Origin of the sequence: Pectobacterium carotovorum (genome assembly GCF_900129615.1) — a bacterium.
GTDB lineage: Bacteria > Pseudomonadota > Gammaproteobacteria > Enterobacterales > Enterobacteriaceae > Pectobacterium > Pectobacterium carotovorum.
Genome location: NZ_FQWI01000002.1, coordinates 339,073 through 354,481, shown reverse-complemented (window position 1 = coordinate 354,481; position 15,409 = coordinate 339,073). Strand labels below are relative to the sequence as shown.

General features: G+C 52.2%; 13 protein-coding genes. 8 read left to right on the top strand and 5 right to left on the bottom strand.

Annotation, left to right across the window (positions count from 1 at the left end; genetic code table 11):
* Positions 1-247 precede the first annotated feature (247 nt).
* Entirely contained in the window at positions 248-1,387 is a 1,140-nt protein-coding gene (gene rlmG / locus BUB06_RS05890) for a 23S rRNA (guanine(1835)-N(2))-methyltransferase RlmG (protein ID WP_010298879.1), read from the bottom strand.
* Between the two features lie 161 nt (positions 1,388-1,548).
* Here rlmG and BUB06_RS05885 point away from each other — a divergent pair, with 161 nt between their 5' ends.
* From BUB06_RS05885 to sstT, 3 genes are all read left to right on the top strand, one after another.
* Complete coding sequence (locus BUB06_RS05885; protein ID WP_039470634.1) at positions 1,549-2,547, top strand: Gfo/Idh/MocA family protein; 999 nt, start codon at positions 1,549-1,551, stop codon at positions 2,545-2,547.
* Between the two features lie 253 nt (positions 2,548-2,800).
* Positions 2,801-3,754 carry a TerC family protein gene (locus BUB06_RS05880; protein ID WP_010282967.1) on the top strand — a complete coding sequence of 318 codons (954 nt, stop codon included), beginning with the start codon at positions 2,801-2,803 and terminating at the stop codon, positions 3,752-3,754.
* A 352-nt stretch (positions 3,755-4,106) separates the two neighbouring features.
* Entirely contained in the window at positions 4,107-5,354 is a 1,248-nt protein-coding gene (sstT, locus tag BUB06_RS05875) for a serine/threonine transporter SstT (protein ID WP_039470633.1), read from the top strand.
* Between the two features lie 90 nt (positions 5,355-5,444).
* Here sstT and BUB06_RS05870 read toward each other — a convergent pair whose 3' ends face one another.
* The 4 genes from BUB06_RS05870 to uxaC form a co-directional block, all read right to left on the bottom strand.
* Positions 5,445-5,975, bottom strand: coding sequence for a YgjV family protein (locus tag BUB06_RS05870; protein WP_014914081.1), 531 nt, complete (start codon positions 5,973-5,975; stop codon positions 5,445-5,447).
* A gap of 89 nt (positions 5,976-6,064) precedes the next feature.
* The gene (locus BUB06_RS05865; RefSeq protein ID WP_010298871.1) at positions 6,065-7,555 is read right to left on the bottom strand and encodes a UxaA family hydrolase; all 1,491 of its coding nucleotides are present in this window, start codon (positions 7,553-7,555) and stop codon (positions 6,065-6,067) included.
* Positions 7,556-7,574: 19 nt separating this feature from the next.
* Positions 7,575-9,041, bottom strand: a complete 1,467-nt coding sequence (locus BUB06_RS05860) for a tagaturonate reductase (protein WP_039470632.1) — start codon at positions 9,039-9,041, stop codon at positions 7,575-7,577.
* 112 nt (positions 9,042-9,153) lie between these two features.
* A complete protein-coding gene (gene uxaC / locus BUB06_RS05855; RefSeq protein WP_039470630.1) occupies positions 9,154-10,563 on the bottom strand; it encodes a glucuronate isomerase in 1,410 nt (469 codons plus the stop codon).
* 414 nt (positions 10,564-10,977) lie between these two features.
* On the opposite strand from uxaC, the gene BUB06_RS05850 reads away from it, so the two are divergent.
* The 5 genes from BUB06_RS05850 to BUB06_RS05830 all read left to right on the top strand — a co-directional run bounded on the left by BUB06_RS05850 (position 10,978) and on the right by BUB06_RS05830 (position 15,258).
* Entirely contained in the window at positions 10,978-12,279 is a 1,302-nt protein-coding gene (locus BUB06_RS05850; RefSeq protein WP_010298866.1) for an MFS transporter, read from the top strand.
* Between the two features lie 209 nt (positions 12,280-12,488).
* Positions 12,489-13,265 carry a transcriptional regulator ExuR gene (gene exuR / locus BUB06_RS05845; RefSeq protein WP_039470627.1) on the top strand — a complete coding sequence of 259 codons (777 nt, stop codon included), beginning with the start codon at positions 12,489-12,491 and terminating at the stop codon, positions 13,263-13,265.
* A gap of 501 nt (positions 13,266-13,766) precedes the next feature.
* Positions 13,767-14,450: a DedA family protein gene (locus BUB06_RS05840; RefSeq protein ID WP_039470625.1), complete on the top strand. Its 684-nt coding sequence runs from the start codon at positions 13,767-13,769 to the stop codon at positions 14,448-14,450.
* Positions 14,451-14,452: 2 nt separating this feature from the next.
* Positions 14,453-14,848 (top strand): EnvZ/OmpR regulon moderator MzrA, encoded by a 396-nt coding sequence (gene mzrA / locus BUB06_RS05835; RefSeq protein WP_029368053.1) that lies wholly within the window; start codon positions 14,453-14,455, stop codon positions 14,846-14,848.
* A gap of 5 nt (positions 14,849-14,853) precedes the next feature.
* A complete protein-coding gene (locus BUB06_RS05830) occupies positions 14,854-15,258 on the top strand; it encodes a DUF1090 domain-containing protein (protein WP_048329130.1) in 405 nt (134 codons plus the stop codon).
* Positions 15,259-15,409: the final 151 nt, after the last annotated feature.

The window sequence follows — 15,409 nt, the reverse complement described above, 5'->3', positions numbered from 1 at the left end:
GGCTGCGTTCACTCACCCGAATCACTTACCTGAGTAAGCTCATCGGGATTAAATGAGAGACATCCTGTCTCTCACCGGAGGCCAGCCGTTGGCTGGTCAAATTCGTTCCCGACGAATTTGTCCTTCGCTTGCCGCGTTATTCGGCCTTATGGCATCACCCCTTTGGGGTCAGCGCAAGCGCTGTTCAAAAACGCCTTGCCGTTTTTGTCCTGAAACTCGAATTATTTAGGGTATAGACAAATTCAGCTTAGCGGGACGACCCCGTTTTAACCGCACGCAGTACAGCGAACTTCGTGTTGCTGGCGAGGGTTTCACAGTTACCGAATAGACGCTTCAACTTGTGGAAATAATCCAGATGGCGATTTCCCACGATGCGTAGCTCTCCACCAACCTGAAGGCAGCGGCGGGCATCCATAAACATCTGCCAGGCAATTTCATCGGTCACTGCCTGCTGTTGATGGAAAGGCGGATTACACAGCACCGCCTGCAACGTATCGCGTTTCACGCGAGCCAATCCGTGGTTCACCACAAAGCTACAGCGCTCGATATCCTGCGGGCGGTTGACTTCAACGTTGATTTGGCTTGATGCCACCGCCATATAGGATTCATCAAAGAAGCCGACGGTGGCCTCTGGGTTGGCTTCAAGCGCCGCCAGCCCAATGACGCCATTACCGCAGCCGAGATCGATGATCTTACCGTCTATCTGTTCCGGCAAATGCTGCATAAAGAAACGGGCGCCGATATCCAACCCATTACGCGAATACACGTTAGCATGGTTTTGAATGCGATAGCCGTAACCATCCAGCTCCCACTCAGTAGTGAGTGACTGCTCACTGACTTTGAGTTCCGCCCACTCACAGTGAACCAGACGCGCTTTTTTCCAGGCCAGCGAGGTTTTCGTCGGCCCCATCACGCGTTCAAACAGTTGCAGCGTAGAAGTATGAATATCCCGTGCTTTCGCCCCGGCGATGATGCGCGTTTGCGGCGTAACGACCTTGCGCAACATTCTCAACTGGTGTTCCAGTAGCGCGATCGTTTTGGGGATTTTTATCACCACCAGCGCGGGCGCAGCGGGTAGTTCCGCCATGCTATCCAACAGGGTTACCGCATCGACAGCATAACCATTCAGTTCCAGATTATGTCGCGTCGCCAGTTGGCTGAGATAAGAGTCACTGATGCTGACGGGCGATTGCGCCTGTAAACCGCAGGCCAGCGCACCAAACGTATCATTGAAAATCAGGCGCGGACCCGGCGCGATTTCCATGTTAGCCAGTTCACGCAGCAGATATTCATCTGCGGCATCCCACGCCTGTAGCGCCGAGTTTTCAGCGACCTGAGGGTAACGCACCAACGTCAGGTTGCACGTTTCCAATTCGAGTTGGCTCATTAGCCTCTCCTGCATCATAAAATTTGCGCTGTTTATCCCTTAAATTAGCCCATCAGTAAATGCTTTTCTCTGCCAGAACGGGAAATGATTGACGTTGCCTTGTCATTTCACCGTGATAATCTGCATAGTCATCACCCATGCCTCCAGGATACCAAACGCTTATGATTCGCTTCGCCATTGTAGGAACTAGTTGGATCACCCGTCAGTTTGTTGATGCCGCTCATGAAACCGGCAAACTGAAGCTCACCGCCATCTATTCACGAACGGCAGAAAAAGCGCAGCCGTTTCAAGCGGATTACATGGTGGATACGCTGTTTGATTCACTGGAAACCATGGCGAAATCCGACCTTATCGACGCGGTGTATCTGGCCAGCCCGAATTCCCTGCATTGCGAACAGGCGCTGCTTTTCCTGAGCCACGGCAAGCACGTCATCTGTGAAAAACCGCTGGCTTCCAACCGCTATGAAGTCGAACAAATGATAGCCTGCGCCAGAGAAAATCAAGTTGTGCTGTTTGAGGCATTCAAAACCGCCAGTCTGCCTAACTTTAACGTGGTGCAGCAGGCACTGCCGAAAGTCGGCAGGTTGCGTAAAGTGGTGCTGAGTTACTGCCAGTATTCCTCACGCTACCCGCTCTATCTGGCAGGTGAGAACCCCAACACGTTCAATCCGGCGTTCTCCAACGGTTCCATCATGGATATCGGCTACTACTGTCTGGCCTTCGCCGTGGCGCTGTGGGGCGAACCGTGCACCACGCAGGCCAGCGCGACACTGCTGGAAAGCGGCGTCGATGCACATGGCAGCATCATCCTGAATTACGGCGATTTCGACGTGACCATCGTCCACTCCAAAGTCAGCCACTCCGCTATCCCTAGCGAAATTCAAGGGGAAGACGGTTCGCTGGTGATTGAGAAAGTGTCCGAATGCCATAACGTAAAATTCATCCCGCGTGAAGGCAAGCAGGTGGACCTCACCCAACCGCAGCATATCAACAGCATGCTGTACGAAGCCGAGGTCTTTGCCACGCTGGTAAACGATAACGACATTAACCATGCGGAACTGGCACGATCGCGTACCGTTGCGGGGCTGCTGACGGAAATTCGCCGCCAAACCGGGGTCGTGTTTCCTGCCGATGCCGCAACGCCAGGAAATACGGAGTAAGACAGCGATAATTATTTGACCAGGATCATCTTTTCACCTATCTTCTGTCAGGCAAAGGGGAGTAACTTTTCCGCCGGTCAATCGTCATTACGATGCTTTACGCATCCGGTTACCGGGCAACCTTGATGAGACAGCTTCATTAATGTTGTAAGTGAGACCTTGCCGGAAGGCGAGGTGCATTTGCAGCTTTAATAACAAGCGGCCAGCGTCCTTCCGATGTTGGCCGTTTTTGTTTCTATTTAAGGATCTTGCTATGCACACCATCGGCACGCCATGGTTATGGGGCAGCTTCGCTGCCATTGTTATAGTGATGCTGGCCATCGACCTGCTCTATCAAGGGCGCAAAGGGTCGACGGTAATGACGTTCAAACAGGCTGCCGTCTGGTCTATCATCTGGGTCACGCTCTCTCTGCTGTTCAACGCCGGTTTCTGGTGGTATCTGGATGGCACGATGGGTCGCGAGGTTGCCAACGCCCAGTCGCTGGCCTTCCTGACCGGCTATTTAATCGAGAAAGCGCTTGCCGTCGATAACGTCTTCGTCTGGCTGATGCTATTCGGCTACTTCGCCGTTCCCCCGCAATACCAACGTCGCGTGCTGATTTACGGCGTGTTGGGTGCCATCGTTCTCAGAACGCTGATGGTGTTTGGCGGCAGTTGGCTCGTCACGCAGTTCCAGTGGCTGCTCTACGTGTTCGGCGCGTTCCTGCTGTTCACCGGCCTCAAAATGGCGCTGGCGAAAGAAGATGGCGGCGCGATAGGCGACAAGCCGCTGGTGCGCTGGCTGCGTAGCCGTCTGCGCATGACGGATAGCATCGAGAATGAAAAATTCTTCGTCCGTCGTAACGGCATCCTGTATGCCACGCCGCTGTTTCTGGTGCTGATTATGGTTGAAATCAGCGACGTGATTTTCGCCGTAGACAGTATCCCGGCTATTTTCGCCGTCACGACCGATCCCTTTATCGTACTGACGTCAAACCTGTTCGCTATTCTGGGCCTGCGTGCGATGTACTTCCTGCTGGCTGGCGTGGCTGAACGCTTCTCGCTGTTGAAATATGGCCTGGCCGTCATCCTGATCTTCATTGGTACCAAGATGATGCTCATCGACATTTTCCATATTCCGGTGGCGATTTCTCTGGGCGTCGTTGCCAGCATTCTGGTCATCACCATGCTGATCAACGTCTGGGTGAACAAACGCGCTGAGCGTTAACGCTTCCCCTTCTCGCCGCACGGTTTCTCCCGTGCGGCGTTCGCTTTCCTCATTCCATCGTTTCCGTTCCTATACATGCGCGACGCAACGGCCCGCAGGGTGACGGACAAGGATGTCCGTCATAAAAAACGTCGGGAGCGTTTTTCAACGTTGCATAGCAACGGCCCGTAGGGTGACGGACAAGGATGTCCGTCATAAAAAACCACATCATCGCTTTTCTCAAAAACAAATTTTCATATACTGATACATGCAAACACACTTCGTTACGGAAAAACAAAGTCACCCGGCGCAGGCCAGAGGTGTCAGCTCCGTACAGACAACCACTTAGCGGAACGGTTACGCCATCAAAATTATGGAAACTCAACACTCTCGTTTTTTGCAGTACATTACTCACGGCAGCCTGGTTAAACAGATTCTTCTGGGGCTTGCCGCTGGTATTATTCTGGCTTCACTGTCCACGCAGGCTGCGCTGGCGGCTGGCTTATTGGGAACGCTATTCGTCGGCGCATTGAAAGCCGTTGCCCCCATTCTGGTATTAGTGCTGGTCATGGCGTCTATCGCCAACCACCAACAAGGGCAGAAAACCAATATCCGCCCTGTCCTGTTTCTTTACTTACTTGGCACCTTCTCTGCGGCTTTTGTTGCCGTGATATTAAGCATTAGCTTTCCCTCTACGCTGGCACTGAGTGCACAAGCGGCGGACATCACGCCCCCTTCAGGTATTGTTCAGGTATTGAAAGGCTTGCTGATGAGTGTGGTTTCTAACCCTATCAATGCGCTTCTCAATGCCAACTATATCGGGATTCTCGTGTGGGCTGTCGGATTAGGCCTTGCTTTACGTCATGGCACTGCATCAACCAAAGCACTGATCACGGATGTATCTCATGCTGTCACGGCGATTGTACGTGTCGTGATTCGCTTCGCCCCTCTGGGAATTTTCGGACTGGTCGCGTCAACGCTGGCGGAAACGGGCTTCAGCGCATTGTGGGGCTATGCTCATCTGCTGATGGTGCTAATTGGCGGTATGCTGCTGGTCGCATTGGTGATCAATCCACTAATCGTTTATTGGAAGATCCGTAGCAATCCTTATCCACTGGTATTTCGCTGCCTGCGCGAGAGCGGCGTGACGGCGTTCTTTACCCGCAGCTCTGCCGCTAATATTCCGGTGAATATGGAATTGTGCCGCAAACTGAACCTGGATGAAGATAGTTACTCAGTGGCTATCCCACTTGGTGCCACTATCAATATGGCGGGGGCAGCGATTACCGTCACGGTGCTGACACTCGCGGCAGTTCATACACTTGGCATAGGAGTTGATATGGCTACAGCACTGTTACTGAGCGTGGTGGCCTCTATCTGCGCCTGTGGCGCATCGGGCGTGGCGGGTGGTTCACTGCTGTTGATTCCACTGGCGTGCAGCATGTTCGGTATCTCTAACGATATCGCCATGCAGGTGGTTGCGGTTGGTTTCATCATCGGCGTCTTGCAGGATTCTGCCGAAACGGCGCTCAACTCTTCAACTGACGTAATTTTTACTGCTGCGGTATGTCAGGCAGAAGATGCCAAACTGGCGGAAAAAGAGCGTCTGAATTTGCTGTAATTGATTAGGGATTAATTATCCCCCTTTCCTCTCACGCCGTTCGCATCGGCTTCAAAACGAACGGCGTTAGATTACGAGAAACACCTGAAATTACGCTTTGTTCTCTACGCTAAATGGATCGATACCGCGCTGTTGCATGCGCCAGAAGCGGATGATATTAAAGCCGTTCATCAGCAGGAAACTGCCTTCTATTAGCGATCCGCCAATCGATCCCAGCCAGATATTATGCGCGACCCAGCAGGCGGTTGAGCACCACATCACACAGCGCGTCGTCAGCCCAGAAGTACGGAACAGCGCCCAGGTACTGGCGACGGTGCCCGCGATCGGCAGCAGTTCCATCGCATGGTTCATGCCTGATAAACCAAAGAGCAGCGTCAGTGAGATAAAGACAAACATCACAAGGATGTTGTGTGTTTTCAGTGAAATAAGCGTACGTGCCGAGTTCAACAATGCACTGGCACCCGCCGCATTTGCCCCCATCAGGAAGAAATGCAGGCCAATGACGGCGCTGTATGCCGAGAGCTGTATTTTGAATTTTTGATCGTTACGGTTGAAAAACATGGTGATACCGACCAGAAATGCCAGTACACCAACAGACTGGGCAATCCAATAATGTGTCATGATCCCTGCCTCTAAAAAGTTGTGGCGAAAAAAAACGGCGCCATCATAAAAATGAAACGCCGTTTTATTTTAATTGGAATGAATGTGATTTACAACGTCACGCCGCTCTTAAATATCGCTAATTCGCGGAAATCGTTCACCTCATTCTTCGTACGCTTGCCGTCAGCAATCTCAACAATCAACTCCACGAACTGGCTCAACAGTTCATCCATCGGCATGTCGTGGATCAGACGTCCCGCATCAAAATCAATCCAATGTGGTTTCTTCTTCGCCAGTTCGCTGTTGGTCGCCAGTTTTACGGTAGGCACGAATCCACCGTAAGGCGTACCGCGCCCGGTACTGAACAGCACCATATGGCAACCGGCACCCGCCAGCGCGCTGGTTGCGACGGCATCATTCCCCGGTGCGCTGAGCAGGTTGAGCCCTGGGGTATGTAAGCGCTCACCATATTTCAGTACGTCCACTACCTTGCTCTGTCCGGCTTTTTGCGTACAGCCCAGTGATTTCTCTTCCAGCGTGGTAATCCCGCCCGCTTTGTTACCCGGCGATGGGTTCTCGTAAATCGGCTGGTTGTGCGCAATGAAGTACTGTTTGAAGTCGTTCACCATGTGCACGGTTTTCTCAAACGTGGCTTCATCACGGCAGCGGCTCATCAGAATACGTTCCGCACCGAACATTTCCGGCACTTCGGTCAGTACGGTGGTGCCGCCGTTGGCGATCAGATAGTCAGAGAAGCGGCCTAACAGCGGGTTGGCAGTAATACCAGACAGCCCATCGGAGCCACCGCATTCCAGACCAAACTTCAGCTCGCTCAGCTTACCCGGCTCGCGTTTGTCATGGCGCATCGCCTCATACAGCGTATGCAGCCGCTCCAGACCGGCTTCGACTTCATCGTCCTGCTGCTGACACACCATGAACGTCACGCGATCGGAATCAAAATCGCCCAGCGTCGTGCGGAATGCGTCAACCTGATTGTTCTCACAGCCCAGACCGATCACCAGCACCGCACCCGCATTCGGGTGACGCACCATGTTTTGCAGCATCGTACGGGTGTTTTCGTGATCCTGACCAAGCTGTGAGCAGCCAAAGGTATGACTGAACAGGTAAACGCCGTCGATCCCTTCCGCATCGTTGGTTTCTTTCAGGAAACGCTGCTGAATCTGGCGGGCAATCCCGTTCACGCAGCCGACAGTTGGCAGGATCCACAGCTCATTACGGATACCGACATCGCCATTTTGGCGGCGATAGAGCTGTACATCCCGATCGCCCATCTGCGGCGGCAATTCGAGGAACTCAGGCTGGTACTGATATTCATCCAAATCGCTCAGATTGGTTTTCGCATTCTGGGAATGGATGTGTTCTCCAGGAGCAATAGACACCAACGCATGGCCGATCGGCAGGCCATACTTGGTAATCATTTCTCCCGGTGCGATGGTTTCCAGCGCAAACTTATGTCCGCGCACGACAGGTTGCTGAAGTGTCACCGTATGGCTATCCACCGACACCGTTTCGCCTTGCTCGACATCACGCAGGGCGACAGCCACATTGTCCAGAGAATGAATTTTTATAATACTTTGCATGGATAACCCTTCTTACTGATTAGCAATAACCTTCCACGGCTGCGCGCATGCCGCGCTCAACGATGGTTTGCAACTGTTCAGTCACCTGCGCAGCCAAGCCAGGAACCTGTGTTAAATCCTGTTCCCAGTGATCGGCATCACGCAGTACGACATTCACCAGCTCAGCCAAGCTGACGGTGTTTTCTTTTACGCCCGCCCACAGCGTGGAATAACGTTCCAGCCAGTGTGCATCGTCCTGCAATGGATAGGTTTGTAACGCATCGCCTTCACCACCGCGCTCGCCGCGATAGAATGCAATCAGGGCCGCCAGCGCAAACGTCAAGCGAGCAGGCAGCTCACCGTGACGCTCACGGTAGGTCAGCAGTTGCGGCAGAATGCGGGTGCGGAATTTGGTCATGCCATTCAGCGAGATCGATAACAGCTGATGCTGAATGAACGGGTTACGGAAGCGGCTTAGTACAGCCTGAGCAAACGACGTCAGTTCGTCATGCGGCAAATCCAATACCGGCACAATCTCTTCGGCAATGGTCTTTTCCACGAATTTGCCAATCAGGGCATCATTCATCGATTCGCCAACGGTATCCAGACCTGCGAGGAATGCCACCGGCACCAGCGCAGTATGAGCACCGTTGAGAATCGCCACTTTACGTTCTTTGTACGGCTTGATGTCATCAACGATACGAACGTTCAGATCCAGCTTGTTCAGACGTAATTCTTCCGCCAGCCACTGTGGCCCCTGAATCACGAACAGGTAGAAGTGTTCCGCCGTATCCCAGAAGGTATCCTTGTAGCCCATCTCCTGCTCTAGCGCTTCCACTTCGGCACGCGGATAACCCGTGACAATACGGTCCACCAGCGTTGAGCAGAAGGTATTGTGATCGTTCAGCCAGGCGGTAAACGTTGGCGTCAGTTTCCACTGTGCGGCATAGCGCAGCACCAGCTCTTTCAGCGCCACGCCGTTGTAATCAATCAGCTCGCACGGCAGCAGCACCCAGCCTTTATCTGCTGCGCCGTCAAAATGACAGAAGCGCTCATACAGCAGACGGGTTAATTTCGCCGGGAAGCTGACAGGCGGCGCGTCGTTCAGGCGGTCATCGGCGTGATAGCTGATACCCGCTTCGGTGGTATTGGAGAACACAAAGCGGATATTCGGATCGTGCGCCAGCGCCAGATACTCATCGAACTGACGGTACACGTTAATTTCACGGTTTACCGAACGGATCAGGCGGGGTTCACGCACCGCTTCACCCTGCTCGTTCAGACCACGGATAATGGTGGTGTACAGCCCATCCTGAGTGTCCAGCGCGGGTGGGAAATCGGAATCGATCGGGCGAACAACGACAATGCCCGCATCCAGATCGGTGTGCTCATTCAGCAAATCCAACTGCCAGTCGACGAAGGCGCGCAGGAAGTTACCTTCACCAAACTGGATAACACGATCCGGGTGTTGACGACCGGGGAAGTTACGACGATTTAACGTTTGCATTAACAGGCTACCTTAAGACAAAAGACCGAGACATAGAGAGCCGCGGCGTAAGCCCCTTTGGGAGTCTTACTGCCGCGTCCTCGCGCAATTCACACCTTACGACGCCGTGGAATTACAGCTCGATGGCAAAATAGTTTTTAGCGTTATCGAAACTGATGTTTTTCACCATTTCGCCCAGCAGCGGCAGGTCGGCTGGCGCTTCGCCATCTTCCACCCAGCGGCCAATCATCTGGCACAGGATGCGGCGGAAATATTCATGGCGGGTATAAGACAGGAAGCTACGGCTATCGGTCAGCATGCCGACGAAGCGGCTCAGCAGACCAAGCTGTGCTAACTGGGTCATCTGACGTTGCATGCCGTCCTTCTGATCGTTGAACCACCAGCCGGAACCGAACTGCATCTTGCCCGGCATCCCTTCGCCCTGGAAGTTACCGATCATAGTGCCGAGCACTTCGTTATCGCGCGGGTTCAGGCAGTAAAGGATGGTTTTCGGCAGCAGGTTTTCTTCATTCTGCTTGCTGAGCAAACGAGACAGTTCCTGAGCCAGCGGACGGTCGTTGATGGAATCGAAGCCCACATCCGGCCCCAGCAGCTTGAACTGACGCAGGTTGTTGTTGCGCAGTGCACCAATGTGGTACTGCTGAACCCAGCCGCGACGGGCATATTCCGCCCCCAGCCAGACCAGTACGCCGGTCTTGAACTGTGCCACTTCATGTTCACTCAGCGTTTCGCCCGCAAGACGACGAGCCAGAATTTTATCCAGCGTTGCCTCATCCGCCTCGGCAAACATCACTACATCCAGCGCGTGGTCAGACACTTTACAGCCGTGCGCGGCAAAGTGATCCAGACGCTTGGTCAGCGCCGTTTGCAGATCGCTGAAACGACGAATGTCGGTGTCGGAGACTTCACCCAGTTTCGCCATATAGTCGTTGAAGGTTGCCAGTTCAATGTTGAACGCTTTATCCGGGCGCCAGCTCGGCAACACTTTGATAGAGAAGCTTGAATCCTGAGCAACGGTTTTATGGTGGCGCAGATCGTCAATCGGATCGTCTGTCGTCCCAACCATTTTCACGTTCATCTGCTGCATGATGCCGCGCGCGGTAAAGTCATCGCGCTCCAGCATGGCATTACAACGATCCCAAATGTCTTTTGCCGTGCTCGGCGACAGCAGCGTGCCGGTTACACCGAACGGACGACGCAGTTCCAGGTGCGTCCAGTGGTAGAGCGGGTTGCCGATGGTGTGCGGCACGGTAGCAGCCCAGGCTTCAAATTTTTCCCAATCGCTGGCATCGCCCGTACACAAGCGCTCAGGCACGCCGTTGGTGCGCATCGCACGCCACTTGTAGTGATCGCCTTTCAGCCAGATGTCATACAAATTTTTGAAGCGGTAGTTTTCCGCGATCTGTTCAGGCGGTAAATGGCAATGATAGTCAAATATCGGTTGGTCGACGGCATATTCATGATAAAGACGACGGGCAAATTCACTGTCTAACAGAAAATCTTCACTCAGAAACTGGGGCATGTTCTCTTCCTTACCGTGCTTCTTGTGCACCAAATTAGTTGACCGTTAAAAGATATCACACCAATTATGCGCGATATCTCACAGTATTTGTGAGGTCATGATCGCAAAAATGTAACAAACAGTACAATAACTCAGCATTTATCGCCGCAAACGGCGTGTCTCTCTCGGTTTAAACGAGGAATCCGCTATTCCATATAAAAATAATGGTTTTGTGATATCACTCAACTTTTAAAGTTGTATGACAAATTATTGTAGCGCTGCCTTAAGCAGGGATTCAATCGCTATCTCACAAAGAGAAGGGTTTTCCTGTTCAGCACAACAAAAAAACGTGTCGTACAACATCACAAGACACATCACACCGTGACGCCACTCAAGAGCCATCACGGTGTTTTTATTGACTCGGAGAGAAAGTAAATGCGTAAAATCAAAGGATTACGCTGGTATATGATCGGCCTGGTGACCATTGGCACCGTGCTGGGATATCTGACGCGTAATGCAATATCTGTCGCCGCCCCGACGCTACAGGATCAGTTACACATTACTACACAGCAGTATTCTTACATCGTTGCTGCCTACTCAGCTTGTTATACCATTATGCAGCCCATCGCTGGCTATGTGCTGGATTTGCTTGGCACAAAAATCGGCTATGCCATGTTCGCCATTCTGTGGGCCATCTTCTGTATGGGCACCGCGCTGGCAAATAGCTGGGGGGGTTTAGCGATCGCCCGCGGCGCGGTGGGTATGGCAGAAGCGGCCATGATCCCTGCTGGCCTGAAAGCCAGCAGCGAATGGTTCCCGGCAAAAGAGCGTTCTGTTGCGGTGGGTTACTTCAACGTGGGGTCATCCATCGGCGCCATGATCGCACCACCGCTGGTGGTCTGGGCGATTGTGGCACACAGCTGGGAAATGGCCTTTATCATTACCGGTGCGCTAAGCCTGATCTGGGCCATCTGCTGGCTCGTGTTCTATAAGCACCCGAAAGATCAGAAAAAACTCAGCGACGAAGAGCGCGACTACATTCTTAGCGGGCAAGAAGCACAGCACCAGACTAATAACGCGAAGAAAATGTCTGCCTGGCAGATCCTGCGTAACCGTCAGTTTTGGGGTATCGCACTGCCGCGTTTCCTGGCTGAACCCGCCTGGGGAACCTTCAATGCGTGGATCCCGCTGTTCATGTTTAAAGCCTACGGCTTTAACCTGAAAGAAATCGCCATGTTCGCCTGGATGCCAATGCTGTTCGCCGATATCGGCTGCATTCTGGGTGGTTACCTGCCGATGCTGTTCCAAAAACACTTCAAAGTGAACCTGATCGTTTCCCGCAAACTGGTGGTCACGATGGGCGCAGTACTGATGATTGCACCGGGCATGATCGGGCTGTTCTCCAGCCCTTATGTCGCCATCGCCCTGCTGTGCGTCGGTGGTTTTGCACATCAGTCGCTGTCCGGCGCGCTGATTACCCTGTCATCTGACGTATTTGGCCGTAATGAAGTGGCTACCGCGAACGGTTTGACCGGCATGGCAGCCTGGATGGCAAGTACCATGTTTGCACTGGTTGTCGGCGCGCTGGCCGATACGCTGGGCTTCAGCCCGCTGTTTGCTGCACTGGCCGTCTTTGACCTGTTAGGTGCCGTCGTCATCTGGACGGTGTTGAAAAACCAACCCGCATCAGAAGTCGCTGCGGCGGCGGAAACGCTGAAAGAAGCCAACCAGCACTGATAATCCCTGCATTATCCTGGCTCATCCGGTATGATCTGCGACTGGGTGAGCCACCTCCCTCCGATAACACACCGCGATAACTGTGACCACAACATTGGTTGCTGCTATGATTAAGTGGTATAACAAATCATCCCTGAAAGATTAACGAGATAGACACTCAGGCCCTGACGTGGCACATGGACCGTCATCTATCGAGAGTAGACATCATCATGGCACTCACTGAACCCCGACGGCTATACCAGCAGCTAGCCGCAGAATTAAAACAGCGCATTGAAAGTGGTATATATCAGGTCGGCGAAAAATTACCGGCAGAGCGCTATATTTCTGAAGAAATGAACGTCAGCCGCACCGTGGTGCGCGAAGCCATCATCATGCTGGAAGTCGAAGGGTACGTTGAAGTACGCAAGGGTTCAGGCATTCACGTTATTTCCAACCAGCAGAAGAATCCGTTCATTAATAGCGGCGATATTGAATTTGTTGCGGCAGGCCCCTTTGAGCTGCTTCAGGCTCGCCAACTTATTGAAAGCAACATTGCCGAATTTGCGGCCACGCAGGTGACCCGTCAGGACATCATCCAACTGATGGAAATTCAGGAATACGCACGGCAAGAAGATCGCTTTCGTGATTCTCAGTGGGATCTCAAATTCCACGTTCAGGTCGCGCTGGCAACACAGAACTCTGCGATGGCAACCATCGTCGAGAAAATGTGGAGCCAACGGATTCATAATCCTTACTGGCGCAAACTGCATGAGCACATTGACGACAAGTCGATTGAAAGCTGGTGCGAAGAACACGATCGCATCCTTAAGGCACTGATTCGCAAAGATCCTTACGCGGCCAAACTGGCAATGTGGCAACATCTGGAAAATACCAAACAGATGCTATTTCGCGCCACGACGGATGATTTCGAGTTTAACGTCGACCGCTATATGTTCGCCGAGAATCCGGTCGTCCACCTCGACCAGATACACACGGGCAAGTCCTAACTATGCATCCTCCCCCTTGTTTTGAGCGAAGGGGGAAAATTTTGGACCAGAGAGAAAAAGTCAGAAAACGTTGATTTCTGTCAGCGAGTGTAAAATATCGCAGAAATCCCCACTCTTCTTCGAAAAATCCCCCTAAACTGCCCCAGTTGTCGTAATATTTTTCTGTCTCAGTAACACCTATTTTGTTACAGTTAACGCGTCTTTCTTACGCTTAATCCGTCGCTTTGGATGCAAAGTCTGCCAAGACCAAACAATCCCCAAGCAGCCTGTTTATCGGGTTCGCAGCGAAAAGCGAGCATCAAGTCAGACGCCAGTTCCACTATCAGGCAGAAAAACAGAGATCATCAAAAAATCATAATCCTGTGCCTTGATATACCCTAAATAATTCGAGTTTCAGGCAACTTGAAGTATGACGGGATTAACACTGTATTCACTCTTATCATGTCCAGAAGCGTGATTGTCGCCAAGGCTAAAATGCAACAGCAGTATTAGGAATACCGGATGGAATTAATCAAAGAACTGTTAAACGCACTCTGGCATCAGGATTTCGATATTTTAGCCGACCCGAAGCTGGTATGGACCATCTACATATTACTGTTTCTGATTATCTTTCTGGAAAATGGCCTGCTCCCCGCCGCTTTCCTGCCCGGCGATAGCCTGCTCATTTTGGTCGGCGTCCTCGTTGCCAAGGGCACAATGAATTACCCTTTTACGATATTTCTCCTGACGACAGCCGCTAGCCTCGGCTGTTGGGCCAGCTATATTCAAGGAAAGTGGCTTGGCAATACGGGAGTGGTTCAGGGCTGGCTATCACATTTGCCTGCGCACTATCACCAACGCGCCCACCAGCTCTTCCATCGTCATGGCTTGTCCGCACTCTTAGTTGGCCGTTTTCTGGCTTTTGTCAGAACGTTACTCCCTACCATCGCAGGCTTGTCTGGTCTGAATAACGCACGCTTTCAGTTCTTTAACTGGATGAGCGGGTTCCTGTGGGTATTTATTCTGGTTACGCTGGGCTTCGCCTTAGGAAAAACAACGGTCTTCCTGAAATATGAAGACGAGCTGATGTTCTGCCTGATGATGCTGCCGCTGGTGCTGCTGTTTATCGGCCTGTTTGGATCGCTTTTTGTCCTGTGGCGTAAAAAACGTGACGCTAAAGTAGATAACGCTGAAAAAGGGAGCTAACCGTGTCAATCAGCGGGTTATTCTCTAGGCTCTTCTCCAGGAAAGCAGCTCGCATACTGCTCTTGCTTGCTTTACCGATGATTGCATTGACGCAGTCCCAGTCACTGCGCCGCTCCCAAGACGATGCTATGCTACACATCAGGCCTTATGACGGTGCCGCGCTGCCAGACGGCTTTTACGTGTATCAGCGTCTCAACGAAAAAGGGATTGCGATCAAAAGCATTACGCCAGAACAAGATAGCCTTATCGTCCGTCTGGCCTCGCCAGAACAAAGCATCGCTGCCAGAGATATCCTGCGTTTGTCTCTGCCTAAAGTCACAATTACCGCGCAGCAAGTGACAACCCCGACACCGTTCTGGCAGCAGAAACTGACACAGAAACAATCCAAACTGGGGTGACGACTATGAAATTATCTCCATCGAAACTATCTCCATCCATTATTGCCTTATCTGTCCTGCTTTCTGGCCATGCCCTGGCGAATACCGCCAACCAGATAGAGACCTGTCAGCAGAAAGCGCAGGATATTCAGCGCCAAATCGATGAAGCGCGTAAGCACGGCAATCAGAACCGCATCAGTGGCTTAGAGAAGGCGCTGGACGGCGTGAAAACCCACTGTACGGATGCTGGGTTAGCAGAGAAACGTCAGGAAACCATTGCGGAAAAGCGTAAAGACGTCGCTGAACGGCAGCAGGAACTGAATGAAAGCCGCCAGAAAGGGGATGACGCCGAGAAGATTCTCAAGCGCGAAAGAAAGCTGGCTGAAGCCGAGCAGGAATTGCGCGCCGCAGAACGTGGCACATCGCAATAGCCCATCACCACATTGCCCCTAAAAAACACACGACTACTGTTCATTTTGTATTCAAAAACCAAATCGCTAAAATTTACAGCGAGTTATCAGAATTGTCCGTACCGTTTGGGGCAGCATAAATCTCAGCTTCAGCTATAGTTAACGTTCAGGT